This window comes from Geovibrio thiophilus (assembly GCF_004087915.1).
GTDB classification, from domain to species: Bacteria; Chrysiogenota; Deferribacteres; order Deferribacterales; family Geovibrionaceae; genus Geovibrio; species Geovibrio thiophilus.
Genome location: NZ_CP035108.1, coordinates 1,728,038 through 1,747,054, shown reverse-complemented (window position 1 = coordinate 1,747,054; position 19,017 = coordinate 1,728,038). Strand labels below are relative to the sequence as shown.

Genomic DNA, 19,017 nt, shown 5'->3' with positions numbered 1-19,017 from the left:
ATCCCCTGCCTCAAACCTGATAATAAGCAATGACATTTTGCTCAGAATGACGGAGTTTTTGATCAGCGGGGAAGGATAATGGTGAACACTGCGCCGCTGTCTTCGTTGCGGGCGGTTATCTGTCCGTTCATGTTGGTTTCAACCACTGTGCGGCACATATAAAGCCCCACGCCTGAACCTTTTCCCTGCTCCTTGGTGGTGAAGTAGGGATCGAAAATATCAGACATTATGTCCTCAGGTATGCCGCCGCCGTTATCTTTTATCTCAATGAACACATTTTCCCTGTCGCAGCTTACGGATGTTTCAACTGTGCCCGTTCTGGGCGCTCTGCCTGTTTTCCTGTTTTCGATTACAGCTTCCACTGCATTGTGGTAAATGTTCAGCAGAACCTGCTTAAATTCTGTGGGGAAACCGTCTGTTTCAAAGTCGGTTGTTATACTGTCTCCGGTCTTTATGTAGCCGGGCAGAGGTAATGGTTCTGTGCCGTTAATCCTGATCGTAAGCTCAATATTGGCGTACTCCGCCTTGGCGGTTATCATGCCGAGGCTTTCAATCACAAGCTCCGCAGCATTAAAACGGACTTTCGCTTCGTGTGTGGCATAGAAGTTTCTGAAATCGTCAATGGTTTTGGAGAGATAAACAATCAGGTGCATGCAGGTTTCCGTCATACTCCTGACATACTCCATATTCATTTCGCCGTTTTCAAAAGAATCCTCAAAATCCTGAATATAAAGCCCCAGAGCATTTATCGGCTGACGCCATTGGTGGGCAATGGCGTTTATCATCTGTCCCATTGCGGTAAACTTGGACTGTTCAAAGAGAAGATGCTCGTTCTTCCTGCGTTTTTCCGTCTCGCCTTTAACAGCCTGTTCAAGGTTGCGGTTCAGCTCCTCAAGCTGAGCGGTCTTAGCTGTGAGCTCTTTTTCCAGCTTTTTGGAGGATGTTTTGTTTTCAACAATTCCGAGTATGGTTTCCACATCCCCGTTTTCGTCAAACAAAGGGATTCCCGTGACAGAGAGAATCAGATTTCCTTTATTGGTATGCACTTCCAGCTCCTTTGTGATCACGAAGCTTTTCATCACCTCGGCATCTTTGTCTGTTGTGCGGAAAACAGGCAGCCGGGGAAATTCCTCTCTCAGCTCCTCTTCGGTTCTGCCGAGAGCTTCGGAAGAAGGTATGCCGAACATCGATGCCATAGCCTCATTCCAGATGGAGAATTTATGGCTGTTTTTTATGTTTTTCGTGTAAATTCCGATCGGAATGCTGTCTGTTATTCTTTTAAAGAAAGCTGCGCGGGCTTCTCCTGTTTTGCTTTCTTCAAATATTGATGTGAGGGATGAGCGCATGAAATCTGTGAGCATGCGGAGAGATTCATCGGAGGATGAGCAGAATGCCGGATTCTTTGTTTCAAATGTTTTGCGGACAGATGCTTCAAATTTTTTTATACTGAGTGATGTTTTTTTGTTTAGCCATACTGCGGCAAAAGCGGCGCAAATACATATTACTATGAATATTATTAATAATTGAATGAGACCTTCATAACCGGATAAAGACGGAGGGGAGAAACCTGCAAAGCCTGTTTTGACCGCCAGCAGCGCAGCAGCGCCGCCGATAACAGCGGAGAGAAAGCACAAAAATGTAACAGTTGTAATGCTTATGAAAATATTTCTCATTATTAGTAATTCCTTACAGAAGTATATTTTAAAAAGACGGCATAATCAATGAGGATAATAGAAGATTTTTGATGTATTACGCCGCACGATGATATGATATAGATAAGGCTATGGAAAAACTTATAGGTCATCTGCATAAGGGTCAGTTCGCCGCATCCCTTAACTATGAAAGAGTTATATTCTCAAGAGATGCGGAGTTTGAAGACCTGAACATCATAGAATCAGACATAATCAGAAACGCCGTTCGGGATATGGGGATAGAAAAGCTGTACACCCATCAGGCGGAAAGCTACCGCCATGTTAAAACGGGCAGGGATATTATAGTCACCACTCCCACAGCCAGCGGGAAGACACTCTGCTACAATTTGCCTGTTATAGAGGATATTTACCACAACCGCAGCGTGCGTGCGCTGTATCTTTTCCCCTTGAAGGCTCTGGGGCATGATCAGCAGAGGAGCCTTGAAAATTTCATCAGCGAAATACCCCTCGGCGGCGGTATAAAGACAGCAGTCATAGACGGCGATACCGACAAGAAGCTCCGCCGTAAAATATTAAAGGATCAGCCGAATATAGTAATCAGCAATCCGGATATTATGCACTACTCCATGCTCGCCAAAAGAGAAGAGTGGGACAGCTTCCTCAGCGGGCTGAAATACCTTGTGGTGGATGAGCTCCACACATACAGAGGCGTTTTCGGCAGCCATGTTTATAATCTCTTCGCCCGTTTTCAGCGGCTTTACCCTAATGTCCGCATTATTTCCTGCTCCGCCACAATAGGTTCCCCCGCCGAGTTTGCCTCCCAGCTTTTCGGGCGGGAGTTTGTGCATGTGTCAAAAAGCGGCGCGCCGTCCGGCAGAAAACATTTTCTGATGTTCAACCCCGACATTCCCGCCGCGGCGCTTGCGAATTACCTTCTGAAGGTGAATATCGAGGCAGGTGTTAAGACAATCTGCTTCACCAAATCCCGCAAGCAGACGGAAACCATATTCGCCAGAGCTATTTCAAGCGATCCGACATATGCCTCCGCCCTCAGCTCATACAGGGCGGGTTTTCTGCCGGAGGAAAGGCGGGAGATAGAAAGAAAGTTCTCGGAAGGCAAGCTCAAGGCGGTTATATCCACATCCGCCTTTGAACTGGGGCTTGATATAGGCGGAGTGGACTCCACGATTCTCGTGGGCTACCCGGGCTCAATGATGAGCCTTTGGCAGAGAGCGGGGCGCAGCGGCAGAGGCGTAAAAGACAGTCTTATCATTCTCATAGCAGGGAATGACGCTCTGGATCAGTACTATGTGCGCAAGCCGGAGCTTCTTTTCAGCGGAAAGTTCGAGGAACTCGCCGTGGACAGGGACAATACGGAGATAAACGAGGGACATATCATCTGCGCCGCTTATGAAAAGCCTGTCGCAAGGGATGAGGCTTACTACAAAGACAACGCGGCTCTGATAGAGAAACTTTCAGGCGAGGGGCGGCTTTTTGAGGAGGCGGGCGGCGGAAGGCTGTTCGCTTTGGGCAGGTACCCTTACGGCGACATAGATCTCCGCATGGCGGGGGAAAGCTACACCTTGAACTGCTCTAAGATTATGATAGCCACCAACTCCGGCAGACGTGTTTATACGGAAAATTTCAAGGGCGCTGTCTACCTGCACAGGGGCAGCCAGTTCATAGTAACCGATACGGACAGACAGAAACGGGAGATAGAGCTCCAGCCCTTTAACGGCAACTATTTCACCGTGCCTCTCACAGAGAAGCAGACCTCCGTTCTCCATGAGAGAGAAAGACGAACCGACGGCAACATGCGTGCCTGTTTCAGCGATCTGCGGGTTACGGAAAGGCTCACGGGCTATTCCAAAATATCAGCCCGCACAGGGGAAAAACTTCAGGATATTGATCTTGAGGAAGATCCGGTTATGTTTGAAACAAAGGGGATGTATTTCCTCATTCCTCCGGTATTCAGACAGGAGATCGAGGCGCAGGGGATGAACTACATGGGTGCTATACACGCCTTTGAACACGCAGTCATTGCCATGCTCCCAACTGTTGTCCTGAGCTCAAGAGATGATGTCGGCGGCATATCGTACCCTTACCACCCTCAGCTTGAAAGCTCGGCGGTGTTCGTTTATGACGGCTATCCGGGCGGCGTGGGGATAGTGAAAAGAGCGTTCGGCAGAATACGTGAGCTGCTGGAAACCACCCTGAATCAGGTGAAGTTCTGCGGCTGCGAGGACGGCTGTCCGGCGTGTATATACTCGCCAAAATGCGGCAGCGGCAACTACCCGCTGGATAAACAGGGGGCGGTCTATCTGATAAAGCGTTTGCTGGAAGCGGATCTGAAAGAGGAAGAGGAGGAAAAACCCGTGATAAAATGCGAAAACAGCGGCGAAGTGCTGGTTTATGACATAGAAACAAAATACTCCGCGGAAGATGTGGGCGGATGGAATAACAGCCACAAAATGGGTGTGTCCGTTGCTGTGGTGTATTCCATGAACACCGGCGCATTCACCGCATACCGTGAGGAAAAAATAAACGAACTTACCGAAAGGCTCGCCTCCGCACGGATGATTGTCGGCTTCAACAACATAGGCTTTGACAACAAGGTGCTCTCCGGCTACGGAATGCCCGCATTCAGAGGAACTTTCGTGTTTGATATGCTGGCGGATGTCCGCAGCCTCACCGGACAGAGGTTTTCCCTTGAAAAGCTTGCCACGGCAACGCTGAACACGGGTAAATCCGCAGACGGACTCATGGCGCTTCAATGGTATAAGGAAGGGCGGTTCGACCTGATAGAGGAGTACTGCATAAAGGATGTGGAGGTCACCAAGGATCTTTTCCTCTTCGGGGTAAACAACGGTTTTATCCATGCTCCTGTCAAGGACGGAAGCATGATTCGCATCCCTGTGAAATGGAAGGAAATACTCGCGTCCTATCTGTGAATACGTATTTTAAAACAATAATCACAGTTCAGTGAATTTACCTGTATTTTCAGACCTTCCCCGTCTTGACTTGGTATGTTTAATAAAGTATCATTGCACACTTATTTTAAGATAAATAAGTAAAACGTTCGTTTTTTGGTTATCTTTTCGGAGGTATTTGATGGGAAAGAAAATTAATGTGGGCATCATCGGTTACGGAACCGTGGGCAAAGGCACTCTTGAAACTTTAAAGCATAATGTTAAAAGCACAGCCGTTAAAACCGGTCTGGACATTAACGTTAAAGCTGTTGCCGATCTCCGCATTAATGACTACACGAACGATACGCTCCTTCAAACGGTTCCGGTACGAACGACAGACGCAATGGAAATTATCAACGACCCTGAAATAGACATTGTAGTTGAACTTATAGGCGGGTACGAAACCGCCAAGCGCTTCATACTCGCCGCCGTGGCAGGCGGCAAGCATGTTGTTACCGCAAACAAGGCTCTGCTTGCCGTTTACGGAGCGGAGATCTTCAAGGCCGCCGAAAGCAAGGGCGTTACAATAGGCTTTGAGGCGAGTGTCGGCGGCGGTATTCCCATAGTAAATGTGCTTAAGGAAGATTTGGCTGCGAACCGGATACTTGAGATAACAGGTATCATAAACGGCACGGCGAACTACATTCTTACCAAAATGGAAGACGAGGGCAAAGAGTTTGCTGATGTGCTGAAAGAAGCGCAGGCGCTCGGCTACGCCGAGGCTGACCCCACTTTTGATGTGGAAGGGCACGACAGCGCACATAAAATAGCTATTCTTGCCTCCATCGGCTTCGCTACGCTTGTTCCGTTTGAGAAGGTTTTCGTGGAAGGCATAACAAGCATCAAACAGGTGGATATAGATTTTGCCAGAAAGCTCGGATGCAGAATAAAACTCCTTGCGATAGCGAAAAGGCACGATGATGATATAGAAGTACGGGTTCACCCTACGATGATCCCCGTGACAGACCTCATGGCGCAGGTCAGCGGCGTTTTCAACGCAATAAGCGTTAAAGGAAACAAAGTGGGGGACACCTTCCACTACGGCAGAGGCGCAGGCGGAGAAGCTACTTCAAGCGCTGTAGCCGGCGATATTATAGGTATAGCCCGTGATATTATGTCCGGTGCGGAGCGCAGGGTTCCCGTTCTGGGCTTCACCAAAGAGCTTACTTATTACTATCCTGTCAGGGATATTAAGGAAATACAGTCCAGCTTCTACCTCCGTTTTCTTGCGGTGGATGAGCCCGGCTCACTGAGCAAAATAGCCAGTGTGCTCGCCAAATACGGCATAAGCATATATCAGGCTATCCAGAGCAGTAAGCAGAGCAGCGGTGAAACCGTTCCGCTTGTATTCATGACTCATCTGACAGAAGGGAGCAAGGTTATGCACGCGGTCAACGAGATTAACAGCCTCAGTGTTGTGCGTGACAAAACAGTGGTAATCAGGGTTGAAGGTCTGGAGGACTGAACAGAGCGCCATCCTGAACCCGGTGAATGATCTCTGCGGGAATTGCTTCGCTGACGCTCGCAATGACGGTATTGCGCTGCTGCGCGGAACGGCTGTTCCCCGACCGGATGAATATTTTTTTATAAGGCAGGTTTAAAATGAAATATCTTGTTCTGTTATGCGACGGAATGAGCGACCATAAAATCGCGGAACTCGGTGACAAAACCGTGATGCAGTACGCTGACACATCAAACTTTGACTTTATGGCAAAGGGCGGTGCCTGCGGCTTCATACGCACTGCGCACGGCGGGCTTTATCCGGGCAGCGATATATGCAACCTCTCCGTTATGGGGTACGACCCTTTTAAATACTACACAGGCAGAAGCCCTCTTGAGGCCGGAGCAATGGGGATCACCCTCGGCGAGAAGGATATGGCTTTCCGCTGCAATCTCGTTTCCTTGACCGATGACGGTCTTGTGATGGACGATTTCAGCGCACACCACATCTCAGGCGATACGGCAAAATCCGCTGTTGCTGCCCTTAATGAACTTTTCAGGGATGACAGCGTGGAGTTCTACTCCGGCGTGGGATACCGCAACATCATGATCATCCGTGACGCGGACTTTGAGCTCAAAACCACACCTCCTCACGACATTATGGGGCAGGAGATAAAAAAATATCTTCCGACGGGCAAAGGTTCTGATAAAATTAATGCTATACTCACTAAGGCATCGGAAGTTTTTAAAGAAAACACTTACGACCGTGCCAACGCCATCTGGCTCTGGGGTGAGGGCGGCAGACCGATGCTTCCGCTGTTTAAGGATATGTACGGGCTGAAAGGCTCCGTAATTGCCGCTGTTGACCTTATCAAAGGCATAGGTACATTTGCGGGCATGAATATAATAAACGTTCCCGGCGCAACAGGCTTCATAGACACCAACTTTGAAGGCAAGGCGGAATACGCCGTGAAAGCCTTTAACGAGTGCGACTATGTTTTTCTCCATGTGGAAGCCCCCGATGAGGCGGGACACATGGGCAGCATAGAGGAGAAAGTGCGTGCCGTGGAGAATATAAACAGCAGAATGCTCCCCATCCTGCTGGACGGACTTCGTTCCTTCGGTGACTACCGGATTCTGGTTACACCCGATCACCCGACGCCCGTTAAGATCCGTACCCACGTCAATGAGCCCGTACCGGCGATTATATACGGTTCCGGCGTGGAAGCTGACTCTAATATCGAGTATAATGAGTTTGTCAAACCCGCTTTCTTTATGGAGGAAGGTTACAAAATAGCGCAGTATTTTCTGAAATCTGCCGTTATTTAGCTGTGCACAGTGCAGAGTGGGAAGCACATGGATGTGCTGACGCCGTGCGGAGCGGAGCCGTGTTTATCACGGCGCGAGCGTGTATCTGAAATCTGACAGGATGTGCAGATTCAGATGTCGGAAGTATTTTGAAATTTGCTGATATTTAGCTGTGCACAGTGCAGAGTGGGAAGCACATGGATGTGCTGACGCCGTGCGGAGCGGAGCCGTGTTTATCACGGCGCGAGCGTGTATCTGAAATCTGACAGGATGTGCAGATTCAGATGTCAATAGAGAGCAAAAGGAGGGTAAAGTGAGCCTTGTAGTGATGAAATTCGGCGGAACGAGTGTTGGTTCCATCGAACGGATTAAAAATGTCGCCAAAATTATTGCAAAGAAAAAGGATCAGGGGCATGATGTTGTAGTCACGTCCTCCGCCATGTCCGGTGAAACGGACAGACTGATCGGTCTTCTGAAGGAAATCGATAAGGACTACGACCTGAGAGAGTATGACGCGCTTGTCTCCACGGGCGAATCCGCAAGCTGCCCTCTTGTGGCTCAGGCACTTATCTCCATGGGCTACAAAGCCGTTTCCCTCTCAGGAATACAGATCGGTCTGGAGACTGACCACGCTCACTCCAAAGCCCGCATTATGAAGATTGACGGCGCAAGGATTAAAAAGGAACTTGCCGACGGCAAGATCTGCATCGTTGCCGGATTTCAGGGCTACAACCCCGTTACGAACGACATAGCAACCCTCGGCAGAGGAGGCTCAGACACCTCCGCCGTTGCAATCGCCGCTGCCATCAAGGCAGATGTATGCGAAATATATACGGATGTTGACGGCATATACACCGGCGACCCCAGAATCGTAAGAAAAGCCAAAAAGCTTGACAAGATCAGCTATGACGAAATGCTGGAACTTGCCTCTCTCGGCGCAAAAGTGCTTCAGTCAAGAAGCGTTGAGTTCGGCATGAACTATAATGTTGACATAATGGTGCTTTCATCCCTTGAAGACAAACCCGGAACTTTGGTTACTAAGGAGGACGACGAAATGGAGCAGGTAGTAGTAAGAGGCGTAGCAAGCGATAAAAATCAGGCTAAAATTACAATAAAAAGTGTACCCGACAGACCCGGCATAGCCGCCACAATTTTCAGCAGGCTTGCTAAAGAGGCAATAAACGTTGACGTTATAATCCAGAACGTCAGCACAGAAGGAAACACAGATCTTTCCTTCACCGTATCAAAAACCGACCTTAGCCGTTCGCTCACGGTTTGCAGAGAAACTGCAAAAGAGATAGGAGCGAAGGAGGTTCTGGCGGACGAAGACATCGCGAAAGTCTCAATAGTGGGCGTCGGCATGAGAAGCCACGCCGGTGTTGCCGCGAAGATGTTTGAAGTCCTTGCCGCAAACAGCATTAACATACAGATGATAACCACAAGCGAAATCAAGGTGTCATGCGTTGTTGATGAAAAATTTGCAGAACTCGCGGTAAGAGTTCTTCATGAGGCTTTTGTAGAGGATTAGAATGACTAAAGTCGATATATATGACACCCTCCTGAGGGACGGAACTCAGGCTGAGGATGTCAACTTCACGGTAAAGGATAAGGTAAGGCTCGCAGAAGCGTTCTGCGACTTCGGAATACGTTTCATAGAAGGGGGCTGGCCCGGTTCCAACCCTCGTGATATTGAGTTTTTCAAGGCAATCAAAAAGTCCTCGGCGCCCATTGACAGTATTGCCGCATTCGGCAGCACAAGAAGGGCGAAGAGAAGCTGTGAGACCGATGAAAATCTTCAGGCTCTCCTTGAAGCGGAGGTTCCGAATCTCACTATTTTCGGCAAGACGTGGGACCTCCACGTAAGAGAAGCGCTTAAGCTCTCTCCGGAAGAGAATCTTGAGCTTATCCACAGTTCCGTGAGCTATCTCAAGAGCAAAGTGGACAGGGTTTTCTATGATGCGGAGCATTTCTTCGATGGTTATAAAGCCAACAGGGAATACGCCATCAAAACCCTTTTCGCCGCCAAAGAAGCGGGCGCGGACTGCCTTGTTCTCTGTGATACCAACGGCGGCACGCTGCCGGACAGTCTGGTTGAGATAATTGAGGACGTGAAGAAGCATGTCGGCACTTATCCGCTGGGAATACACTGCCATAACGACAGCGACTGTGCCGTTGCCAACTCCACACTTGCTGTGAAGCACGGCATAACGCAGGTTCAGGGAACAATGAACGGATACGGGGAGAGATGCGGAAACGCCAACCTCGCATCCGTAATCCCCAATTTGCAGCTTAAATACGGTTTTGAGTGCGTGCCTGCGGCAAACCTGAAAAAACTCAGGGTGCTTTCCCGTCTGGTAAATGAACTCGGCAACCTCAAGCATAATATTCATCAGCCTTATGTGGGGCGCTCGGCGTTTGCCCACAAGGGCGGGGTGCACGTAAGCGCTATTATGAAAAACTCACGCACTTACGAGCACATAGAGCCGGAGCTGGTGGGCAACACTCAGCGTGTTCTGGTCTCCGACCTTTCAGGCAAAAGCAACCTTATCTACAAGGCTAAGGATTTCGGTCTGGATATTGACAGTAATGATCCCGCTATAACCGGAGTGGTAGAGAAGCTCAAGGAGCTTGAAAACAAAGGCTTCCAGTACGAAGGAGCCGAAGCTTCCTTTGAACTTCTCATGCGCAAGGCTATGGGCAGGTTTGAGCCATTTTTTGATTCATTAAACTTCAGGGTTATTGATGAAATGAGAGACAAAAGCGACAGCACAGTAGCGGAAGCTACCGTGATGATCGAGGTTCAGGGCGAAACCGAGCACACAGCAGCAACCGGCAACGGTCCGGTTAATGCTCTGGATAACGCTATCAGGAAGGCTCTTTCCAGATTTTACCCTAACTTAAACGGCATGACTCTTGCCGATTACAAGGTGCGCATCCTTACCACCGGAACGGGTACTCAGGCGCTTACCAGAGTGCTTATCGAATCCAAGGATGACAACGACACATGGGGTACTGTAGGCGTGGCTCACAACATCATCGAGGCAAGCTATCAGGCGCTGATCGACTCCATTGAGTATAAACTTCTGAAAGACAGGGAAAATGCGCAAAACACTTGAAACTTGAATTTTTTGCTGTATAATAGGATTGTTAAGTTAGTAACAAGTAAAAGTTAAATAGAATCTTGCCCGGCTATCTCTATGCTTTATCCCTCCTCCCCCCTTAAAGCATATAGCCGGGATTTTTTTTATCCTTTATCAATCAATACGTGGCAATTTACCCTTTCAGGGTGTATTTTGTTATCATATGACAATTCAGTGCGCTTTAACTTAAGGAGGCTTTCCATGGACGAACTTAAAGACTTATTTTACGCAGGTCTCGGTGCTGCGCTTACTGCCAAGGAAAGGATGGAAAAGGAACTTGAGGAACTGAAGGAAAAGGGCAAGGGCGGCAAGGAAGAGTTTAAGCAGAAGTACGAAGAAGCCAAAACCAAGGCGAAAGCCTTTGAGGATGAGTTTGATAAAAAACTGAAAGAAAAAGTTAAGAAAGTTCTTTCCGAAATAGGCGTAGCCACAAAAGAGGATCTGGAAGAGCTGAAAAAGCTTATTGAAGAGAAAAAATAAGTGAAGTCAGCCTTTTTTAATCTATACTCTCCGGTGAGGATATACCGTGTTTTCATGGTTCTTCTCACCGTGTTTCTGATTATAAAGGACAAAAAAAGCTTTCTGCTGATGAAGCCCCTTAACCCAAAGAGGCTGAAGCAGTATATTTATGCCCTCGGGGCGAGCTTCATCAAACTTGCGCAGGTGCTTGCCACAAGAGCGGATTTTTTTACAGAGGACTACCTTGAGGAGCTTCGGGATCTGCATGACGACATCCCGAAAATGAGTAAGAAGGACTTTGACGCCGTTTACAAAAAAGCTTTCGGAGAAAACAGGCACTTCGTCACCTTTCTTGAAACTCCCATAGCCAGCGCTTCCATAGGGCAGGTGCACCACGCTGTGCTGATGAACGGAACTGAAGTGGCTGTGAAGCTGAGAAGGCTGAATATTGAGAAGGTAGTAAATGCGGACATCCGCATTCTGAGCCTGTTCAACGGGCTTTTTAAGCCTCTTTTCTCCGAGTATACCAAAAATTCCGTCGAAGCGGTCATAGCCGAGTTCACTGACATGATCCGCAAAGAGGTTGATCTGTACGCTGAGCTTCTCAACCTGAAAAAATTTATTGTCACATATCCGGACAGCGGTATCAGGTTTCCGACACCCTATGAGAAATACTGCTCATCCGATGCTCTTGTGATGAGCTTTGAGCACGGCTACAGGTTTGATGATAAAAAGGTGCTCACCCGTCTGAATATCAGCATTAAGGATATTATGGGCAAGCTGATATATTTTTATACCCAGCAGATGCTTGTGAAGGGCTTTTTCCATGCGGATCCGCATCCGGGCAACCTGCTTGTGACCGCAGAGGGTGAGCTGATCCTCCTTGATTTCGGCATGGTGAAAAGGATCAGCGAATACACGAGACGCTCTATCATTGAGCTTATCAAATCAGCCAACGAGAGAGATTTTGAAACCTATGTCCGTGCCTGCAAAAAGCTGGGCATAGTTGCTGCGGATGCCCCTGATGCCCTGCTTCAGGAAGCAGCGGAGCGGATGTTCGATATATTTTCCGACGAAACACTGGACGCCAAAAGCATGCAGGTTCTTGCTTTTGAGGTGCTTAACACTGTTAAAGCCATGCCCTTCAAGCTCCCGCAGGAGGCAATTTATATAATGCGGGTAAGCTCAATTATAGAAGGACTTGGAACGACTTACATCAGCAATTTCAACGGTATTAAGGACATTTTGCCCATTCTCAAGGAAAACTTACCCAAGGCTCTCGGCTTGGACGGACGGATGCTGGATCAGCTTAAGGGCGAGGTCATGGAAATACCCATGACATACAAAAAGATCAAAAAGATCATAAACAGCATGAGCGACGATTCCCTTGAAATCAAGCTCTCCCGTGAGAGCATAGACTACATAAGGGAACGCTCACGGATATATTACCGCCCCCTTGCTTATGGTATTCTGACGATGATTACAGGCTTTTTTATCGTATTTCTCGGGTTTGAGCACAGTCCACTCATAGGCAGCATGGTTTTCGGTGCAGGACTGCTCAAGGTGATTTTTACAATCTGATTATCTTTGCCTTTCTTTACAATTCCCAGTGAACAGCTTCCTTGCAATAAAAGAACGATGTGTTATAATGATACATACGAGTGCCGTCACGCGGCGCTCTTTTATTATGCGGCTTTACTCAGCCCAGCGGTGATAAGATGGAACAGAACAACGTTTTTGAAAAGCTGAGATCTGCTGTGATAAAAGCGCAGAACGAGCTCGACCTGCCGGATCATGTTGCCGATTCCGTGATGGAAATAGCCTCCAGACCCACGTATTTTTCTTCAAAATCCAAAATAGTGGGTGATCTTGCGGATATGGTTCTGGATTACCATACCTACGCCGAGGCGTGCTGCGAGAAGCTTGGCGCGTCCGTCAGTGATATTGAATACGTTGTCTGCTATATTAAATCAAGCGTGAAGAGGAGTTAAACAAGGCATTGCAGCCCTGCCTTGGTCATCCGTACGCTGTCGCCGATTATGTTTTTAATCGTGTAAAACGAGTCAATCCCTGTGCAGTGCCCGGTTAGCAGATTAGATATTTTTTTCTGTTTCAGATAATCCGCCACCTGAGCCGCCTGCGCCTCATCAGCCCTGAATAGATGAAACCCGCCTATGAGTGAGCGTATGGGGCTGGACGGAAAGAGTCTTTCCGTATGTTCGATTATATTCATTATTCCGCAGTGGGAGCAGCCTGTGACCACAACAAGGCTTTCATCATCTATTATTACAAGGAAAATCTCATCATCAAAAGGATCTTTCACACAGCCAGCGGGAGTCTGGATATACAGGTTCTCATCGGCTGAAAAATCGGTGTACCGGGGAATTTCGCCGCAAAGGAATATGTTTTCAGCTATCTCCGTTTTACCCTTAACTTTTGTAAGGGAGTAGAGGTTTCCGAGGTTATTTTCGTCCGCATCCACACCTATGAAGCTGAACGTGCCGTTGGGATTTTTCTTCATATGCCCGGCAAATATGTTTTCATGGACATAGAGCCTGTCAGCAAGGGCAGAACCGTTTCTCAAGGCTTCTGTGAGCCCGCCTGTGTGGTCGTAATGCCCATGTGTGATTACGGCTATGTCGAACTTATTTTTGAAGCCGAGGACAGCCAGATTGTTCTTAAGCGCCATTCCCTGACCTGTGTCCAGAAGTATGCTGAGATTATCTGTTTCCAGCACACAGGAAAAGCCGTGTTCAGCGCAGAGATTGAGGGAGTCGGTGTAGTTGTCGGCTGTTACAGTAAGTTTTATCATATTTAACTATAGCTCATTTTTAATGAAGATAGAAGAGAAAGGGATTCTTCGGCTGCGCCGTGCGGAGCGAAGGCGGGTTTACCCCGCCGCGAGCGTGTTTAAAAATCCGACAGTATGTACGGATTTTTATTAAAAAAAAGAGCGCCCTGAAAACAGGGCGCTCCGTGAAAAGTCTTGCGGAAGTTGACTTTTTACGCGTCGTAGTAGAGGAAGAATTCATGGGGATGGGGTCTGCTGTTAACGGCAGTGATTTCTTCCCTTTTCCATTCGATCCATGAAGAGATAACGTCTTCAGTGAAAACGTCTCCCTTAAGAAGGAATTCGTGGTCTTTTTCAAGAGCGTCAAGCGCTTCGCCGAGAGATGCGGGCATCTGGGGAATAGCTGAAAGCTCGATGGGGTCAAGGTCATAAAGGTTTTTATCCATGGGCTCGCCCGGATCAATTTTGTTCTGTATACCGTCCAGACCTGCAAGAAGCATTACTGTGAACGCAAGGTATGGGTTGCATGTGGGGTCGGGGAAGCGTACTTCGATCCTTTTTGCTTTGGGTGAAGCGGAGTACATGGGTATTCTGATGGAAGCTGATCTGTTTCTTGAAGAGTAAGCAAGGCTTACGGGAGCTTCAAAACCGGGGACAAGACGTTTGTAGGAGTTTGTTCCGGGGTTGGTGAAAGCAGCTATAGCTTTAGCGTGTTTGATGATACCGCCTATGTAGTAGAGACCCATTTCGCTGAGTCCTGCGTATGAATCGCCGGCAAAGAGAGGTTTGCCGTCTTTCCAGAGAGACTGGTGGCAGTGCATGCCTGAACCGTTGTCTCCGTAGAGGGGTTTGGGCATGAATGTAGCTGTTTTGCCGTACTGACGGGCAACGTTTTTAACTACATATTTGTATTTCATGAGCATGTCAGCCATTTCAACCATGGGAGAGAACTTCATGTCTATTTCACACTGACCGCCGGTGGCAACTTCATGGTGGCTGTTTTCGATAATAAGTCCGAGCTCTTCCATTTTAAGAACCATCTCACCCCTGAGGTTTGCAAGCGTATCAGTGGGCTGGCAGGGGAAGTAGCCTTCTTTCGGTCTTACTTTGTAGCCAAGGTTGTTGCCTTCGTCTCTGCCTGAGTTCCAGTCGCCTTCGTCAGAATCGATGAAGTAGAAGCCTTCGTTTTTGCCTGAAGAATACTGAATGTTGTCAAATACGAAAAATTCAGCTTCGGGTCCGAAGTAGGAGGTGTCAGCTATGCCGGTGCCTTTAAGGTAGTTGATTGCCTTAAGAGCGATGTTTCTGGGGTCTCTGGAGTAACGTTCCTTGCTGATGGGATCAAAAACGTTGCAGGATACAACCATAGTGGGAATATCCATGAAGGGATCTATGAAAGCCGTAGAAGCATCGGGAAGCAGGATCATATCACTGTTGTTGATGGCCTGCCATCCTCTGATACTTGAACCGTCAAATCCGAGACCTTCTTCGAAGAAGTCTTCAGTGAACTGGTGGCTGGGGATAGTGGTGTGCTGCCACGTTCCGAGGAAATCGCAGAATCTGATGTCAATCAGTCTGATCTCCTGTTCTTTAATAACTTTAAGCAATTCCTTAGCTGTCATGTCGCCTCCTAAAATTCTATGGAAGAAGATCCCTTTTCTTATTTCTTAAAGGGCTTCCTCTCCTGTTTCTCCTGTTCTTATTCTTACAATCTGATCAATGGATGTGACGAAAATTTTGCCGTCACCGATGCGCCCTGTTTTGGCAGACTCCATAATGATGTTAACCGCGTCGTCCACCATTTCGTCAGGAAGCACAACTTCGATTTTGATTTTGGGAATAAAATCGATCACGTACTCTGCACCTCTGTACAGTTCAGTATGACCTTTCTGCCTGCCGAATCCTTTTACTTCGGAGATAGTGATGCCTCTGATACCGACTTCGGTGAGCTTTTCTTTCACATCGTCAAGTTTGAATGGTTTGATGATTGCTTCAATCTTTTTCAAGTTCAACCTCCGCGCATTTAATTAAAGCAATTGCAGTGCCAAAAGGAGCAGAGCACCTGCATTTATTTCTTTTTTGTAAGGTTTCAGACAAAATGAGCCTTGTCATTCTCGGCTTCCGTATGAAGAGAGATTTTGAAAATCCTCCTCACTTACTCATAAAAAAGCACTTTTAAGCTGCTGAACGGGTTATAAGCGGTTAAAAACTGACCAAGGAGTGATTAATTGTTAGTCAGCTTTGCGTCTATGAGCCGTTTTCTCTCAATGAGAGCGGAAGCATCCCTGCCAAGTTTTCCGTAAGCTTTAATCATTATATCCAGATCTCTGGAGAGACCGAGAGTCCATCCGTATGTACTGTCTATGATTCTTGCTTTTTCCGCAAGTTCATAAGCTTTTTCAGGTTCTGTTTCAGTTATTTTTGCAGCAACGAGCCTGTAAAGCCTCACTGCTGAGTCGCTGAGAGTGCTTTTGTTCTCGGCGTAGGACAGCACATCTGAGTATTTTCCTGTCTGCTCAAATTCCGCAATGAGAGAGAAGGGTTCCTCAAGACTGTCTGAATCCGTAACATTATCTCCTGTGAGGAATCCTGTGAGGGCTTTTTCTCCGCCGCATCCGCCTGTTTCCGCATAGGCTGCTGCCTTGGCGAGATCTTCACCGGCGGCATCCTGTTCAGCGAGAACGTACCTTGTTATGTAAAGACGGGATATATTGCAAACAGAATCCATTCTCTGGAAGGCGTCAACAGCCTTATAAAAGGTTATCTCCGCCATTTTTCTCTGCCCTTTGTAGTAATAGGAGGAATAGTTTTTATGCAGTGAGGCTGCATAAATATATTCCGAGGAACTCTTCTGTTTCTGTCCGCAGGCGGCAGCGGCTATTAAAAGGGCGGTTATGAGTATTAACTTTCTCATGGCAGCTTCACCTTCTCGCCCGTGATAACGGAGCCGTCATTAAAAGGCCACCTCTGTTCAAGGTTGTAGAGGATTCTGTCGGATGTTTTGAGTATGGAATCCGCCTGATTTTTAATCTCTGTGATGTTGTCTGTGGCCTCCGCCACATCGCCGGAGATTTTGTTAGCGTTTTCTATGGTGGGCTGAGCGCTTTCAACGGCTTTCTGGACAGACTGCACACCCTCCTTGAATGCTTGCAGGGCGTTGTTAAGTTTGTCTATTGATTCATCCGTGCGGTCAACCTTGGTATTAACATTTCCGGCTATGTCGTTAAGCTGTGTCTGGAGAACTTCTATTCTGCTGACTATATTTCTGACTTCGTCCTTAATATAGTCGCTGCGGACAAGGTAGCCAACCGAGCCTGTTTTATTATGCAGGTCGTCACCCACGTCCCCGAGACCGCTGAAAAATCTGTCAATATTTCTGCTTTGATCTTCTATCGTCTGGGTAATGTTGGCGACATTGTTCACAATCTCTTTAACATCGTCAATAACGGGCTGAGCCTGCTCTATGAGCGCAGCGAGACCGCCCTCACGTGTGAGGTTAAACTTGGTTCCGTCGGCTATTTCTATGGAATCCGCGGAGCCGCCGCTGAAAACTATAAAACTTGAGCCTATTATGTTCTGTGATGCGAGCTTCACAACAGAGTCCTGCTTGATCCACTTGGTATACTGCTTCGGTATTTTGGTATGGAGGACAACATTTCCGTCATCCATGAGTTCAACTTCATAGACCCTTGATATAGTGAACCCTGCGTATTTTACAGGCATGCTTTTCGTTATGCCGTCGCCGGAATCAGTATATATGGAGACATTTATTTTAGGCATGAAGAGCTTTTTCTTAATGGCGAAAGTCACAAGAATAGCCGCCATAAGGGCGGCGGATATTATAACAAAAAGCCCTACTTTGAGTTCGAGGTTCGCAAATTTATTTCCAGCCATAATTCAAAATCCAGCTCCGTGTAGTTTTCGAGATCCTGAAACAGGTACCTGTGGTTTATATGATCGATAATAACCGAATTATCTCTTGTTTCACAACGTAAAAAATCCTTGAATTTCTCTTCGTATTCGGCGGCGTACATCCTTCTGGGGCTGACAATGATTATCCACTTAGGCTGAAGGTAGGTCACCTGAAGATACTTGACAAGAAGTCTTTCATAATCAGTGAGGAAATCCGGTCTTGCATCAATTACATGAGAGATTCCCAGCCGCTTGAGATCGTTCTCTATCATCTTCCGTCCTTCCTTCAGACTGAGGTTGAAGTGATAACTTGCGGGCAGCATGATGTTTTCAAAAACGGAAAGATTGCCTATGACGGGAAGTCTGCTTGTAACAATACCTATGTGCTCTCTGTCCGTAAATTCAAGTATTCTTGAGAGCCATTCGTCTTTCTGTGTTTCGCTGGTGTAGTAGATAAATGTGCTTGTCATAGGTACATCCCCAGCATAACGGTGAATATCTGTATGAGTATGAACGCGTAAAAAAGTCTCATCATTCCTCTCAGCAGGGCAATGGGTATTTCAGTGACTGCTTCCTTGGTTTCAAGAGCAGTGTAGATCGGTATGCTCATCAGGGCGAAACCGAGGAAGAAAACCTTTACAAGGAAGGTGATAATATCCAAAACTTCGAGGTTGTCAAATATAGTGGTCAGCATGTAGTCCAGCGACATATCCTGAAGGAAGCTGAGGATAAAATAGCCGCCGAGAAGCGATACGCACACGAATATAGTGGAGAGCGCCATCATACATATAACGCCCGCTGCGATTCGGGGAAGATAAAGATATTCAAACGGATCTATGGAGAGTGACTGAAGCGTGTCTATCTCTCTGTTCATTTTCATCAGCGCGATTTCGGCGGTTACCGCCGTGGCGGAACGGAGCGCAAGGAGTATGGATGTGACGAGAGGGGCGATCTGGTTGAATGATATGACAACCATGATTCTTCCCAACTGATCAATTCCGCCGACGAGATCCGCCGCCTGCATCAGCGAACCAACCATGGCAACGCCTATTATGAGCGATATAACGATATAAACAGGGAGGATCTGAACGCCCGTGAAATATATCTGTCTGACAAAGACCAACCCCACCGCAGGGTTAAATAACTTAAGCTTGAAAAAGGTTTTTATAACCTTGTTTGAGAAGATGGTAAACCCGTGAAAAAAAACGGCAAGATCAATAAAATTGCGCCCAAATTTTCTGATATAATTTTCCATAATAAATTATATTAAATCTGCGGCGAAAATCAACCAATATCATTAAAACGTTTTAATTTATCATTAATTTTTTTTATAAAAAAGTAACTGA

16 protein-coding genes are annotated in these 19,017 nt (G+C 47.3%); 8 read left to right on the top strand and 8 right to left on the bottom strand.

Annotated features, from left to right (window positions below; genetic code table 11):
• Window positions 1-62: 62 nt before the first annotated feature.
• Window positions 63-1,673: a PAS domain-containing sensor histidine kinase gene (locus EP073_RS08245; protein WP_128466675.1), complete on the bottom strand. Its 1,611-nt coding sequence runs from the start codon at window positions 1,671-1,673 to the stop codon at window positions 63-65.
• A gap of 110 nt (window positions 1,674-1,783) precedes the next feature.
• Here EP073_RS08245 and EP073_RS08240 point away from each other — a divergent pair, with 110 nt between their 5' ends.
• The 8 genes from EP073_RS08240 to EP073_RS08205 all read left to right on the top strand — a co-directional run bounded on the left by EP073_RS08240 (window position 1,784) and on the right by EP073_RS08205 (window position 12,959).
• Window positions 1,784-4,603, top strand: a complete 2,820-nt coding sequence (locus tag EP073_RS08240) for a DEAD/DEAH box helicase (protein WP_128466674.1) — start codon at window positions 1,784-1,786, stop codon at window positions 4,601-4,603.
• A gap of 160 nt (window positions 4,604-4,763) precedes the next feature.
• Window positions 4,764-6,086, top strand: a complete 1,323-nt coding sequence (locus EP073_RS08235; protein ID WP_128466673.1) for a homoserine dehydrogenase — start codon at window positions 4,764-4,766, stop codon at window positions 6,084-6,086.
• Between the two features lie 137 nt (window positions 6,087-6,223).
• Entirely contained in the window at window positions 6,224-7,390 is a 1,167-nt protein-coding gene (locus EP073_RS08230) for a cofactor-independent phosphoglycerate mutase (protein WP_128466672.1), read from the top strand.
• 292 nt (window positions 7,391-7,682) lie between these two features.
• Window positions 7,683-8,897, top strand: coding sequence for an aspartate kinase (locus tag EP073_RS08225; protein WP_128466671.1), 1,215 nt, complete (start codon window positions 7,683-7,685; stop codon window positions 8,895-8,897).
• A gap of 1 nt (window position 8,898) precedes the next feature.
• The gene (gene cimA, locus EP073_RS08220) at window positions 8,899-10,485 is read left to right on the top strand and encodes a citramalate synthase (protein WP_128466670.1); all 1,587 of its coding nucleotides are present in this window, start codon (window positions 8,899-8,901) and stop codon (window positions 10,483-10,485) included.
• A 225-nt stretch (window positions 10,486-10,710) separates the two neighbouring features.
• A complete protein-coding gene (locus EP073_RS08215; protein WP_128466669.1) occupies window positions 10,711-10,989 on the top strand; it encodes a phasin family protein in 279 nt (92 codons plus the stop codon).
• Window positions 10,990-12,549, top strand: coding sequence for an ABC1 kinase family protein (locus tag EP073_RS08210; protein WP_241653982.1), 1,560 nt, complete (start codon window positions 10,990-10,992; stop codon window positions 12,547-12,549).
• Window positions 12,550-12,686: 137 nt separating this feature from the next.
• On the top strand, window positions 12,687-12,959 hold the full coding sequence (locus EP073_RS08205) for a GSU3529 family protein (RefSeq protein ID WP_128466668.1): 273 nt from the start codon (window positions 12,687-12,689) through the stop codon (window positions 12,957-12,959).
• On the opposite strand, the gene EP073_RS08200 is transcribed toward EP073_RS08205, so the two are convergent.
• The 7 genes from EP073_RS08200 to EP073_RS08170 all read right to left on the bottom strand — a co-directional run bounded on the left by EP073_RS08200 (window position 12,956) and on the right by EP073_RS08170 (window position 18,926).
• Entirely contained in the window at window positions 12,956-13,780 is an 825-nt protein-coding gene (locus tag EP073_RS08200) for an MBL fold metallo-hydrolase (RefSeq protein ID WP_128466667.1), read from the bottom strand. The two genes, EP073_RS08205 and EP073_RS08200, sit on opposite strands and share 4 nt — an antisense overlap.
• A gap of 191 nt (window positions 13,781-13,971) precedes the next feature.
• Entirely contained in the window at window positions 13,972-15,381 is a 1,410-nt protein-coding gene (gene glnA, locus EP073_RS08195) for a type I glutamate--ammonia ligase (protein WP_128466666.1), read from the bottom strand.
• A gap of 45 nt (window positions 15,382-15,426) precedes the next feature.
• Entirely contained in the window at window positions 15,427-15,765 is a 339-nt protein-coding gene (locus EP073_RS08190; protein WP_128466665.1) for a P-II family nitrogen regulator, read from the bottom strand.
• A gap of 218 nt (window positions 15,766-15,983) precedes the next feature.
• Window positions 15,984-16,673 carry a hypothetical protein gene (locus EP073_RS08185; RefSeq protein WP_128466664.1) on the bottom strand — a complete coding sequence of 230 codons (690 nt, stop codon included), beginning with the start codon at window positions 16,671-16,673 and terminating at the stop codon, window positions 15,984-15,986.
• The gene (locus EP073_RS08180) at window positions 16,670-17,653 is read right to left on the bottom strand and encodes an MlaD family protein (protein WP_128466663.1); all 984 of its coding nucleotides are present in this window, start codon (window positions 17,651-17,653) and stop codon (window positions 16,670-16,672) included. The genes EP073_RS08185 and EP073_RS08180 overlap by 4 nt, the downstream gene beginning before the upstream one ends.
• Window positions 17,614-18,141, bottom strand: a complete 528-nt coding sequence (locus EP073_RS08175) for a hypothetical protein (RefSeq protein WP_128466662.1) — start codon at window positions 18,139-18,141, stop codon at window positions 17,614-17,616. The genes EP073_RS08180 and EP073_RS08175 overlap by 40 nt, the downstream gene beginning before the upstream one ends.
• Entirely contained in the window at window positions 18,138-18,926 is a 789-nt protein-coding gene (locus tag EP073_RS08170; protein WP_128466661.1) for an MlaE family ABC transporter permease, read from the bottom strand. Before EP073_RS08170 ends, EP073_RS08175 begins: the two co-directional genes overlap by 4 nt.
• Between the last annotated feature and the right edge of the window lie 91 nt (window positions 18,927-19,017).

Bases quoted from the DNA above. Each gene is read 5' to 3' on its own strand.
- EP073_RS08245 (WP_128466675.1), bottom strand. From the start codon at position 1,673: ATGAGAAATATTTTCATAAGCATTACAACTGTTACATTTTTGTGCTTT.
- EP073_RS08240 (WP_128466674.1), top strand. From the start codon at position 1,784: ATGGAAAAACTTATAGGTCATCTGCATAAGGGTCAGTTCGCCGCATCC.
- EP073_RS08235 (WP_128466673.1), top strand. From the start codon at position 4,764: ATGGGAAAGAAAATTAATGTGGGCATCATCGGTTACGGAACCGTGGGC.
- EP073_RS08230 (WP_128466672.1), top strand. From the start codon at position 6,224: ATGAAATATCTTGTTCTGTTATGCGACGGAATGAGCGACCATAAAATC.
- cimA (WP_128466670.1), top strand. From the start codon at position 8,899: ATGACTAAAGTCGATATATATGACACCCTCCTGAGGGACGGAACTCAG.
- EP073_RS08215 (WP_128466669.1), top strand. From the start codon at position 10,711: ATGGACGAACTTAAAGACTTATTTTACGCAGGTCTCGGTGCTGCGCTT.
- EP073_RS08205 (WP_128466668.1), top strand. From the start codon at position 12,687: ATGGAACAGAACAACGTTTTTGAAAAGCTGAGATCTGCTGTGATAAAA.
- EP073_RS08200 (WP_128466667.1), bottom strand. From the start codon at position 13,780: ATGATAAAACTTACTGTAACAGCCGACAACTACACCGACTCCCTCAAT.
- glnA (WP_128466666.1), bottom strand. From the start codon at position 15,381: ATGACAGCTAAGGAATTGCTTAAAGTTATTAAAGAACAGGAGATCAGA.
- EP073_RS08185 (WP_128466664.1), bottom strand. From the start codon at position 16,673: ATGAGAAAGTTAATACTCATAACCGCCCTTTTAATAGCCGCTGCCGCC.
- EP073_RS08180 (WP_128466663.1), bottom strand. From the start codon at position 17,653: ATGGCTGGAAATAAATTTGCGAACCTCGAACTCAAAGTAGGGCTTTTT.
- EP073_RS08175 (WP_128466662.1), bottom strand. From the start codon at position 18,141: ATGACAAGCACATTTATCTACTACACCAGCGAAACACAGAAAGACGAA.
- EP073_RS08170 (WP_128466661.1), bottom strand. From the start codon at position 18,926: ATGGAAAATTATATCAGAAAATTTGGGCGCAATTTTATTGATCTTGCC.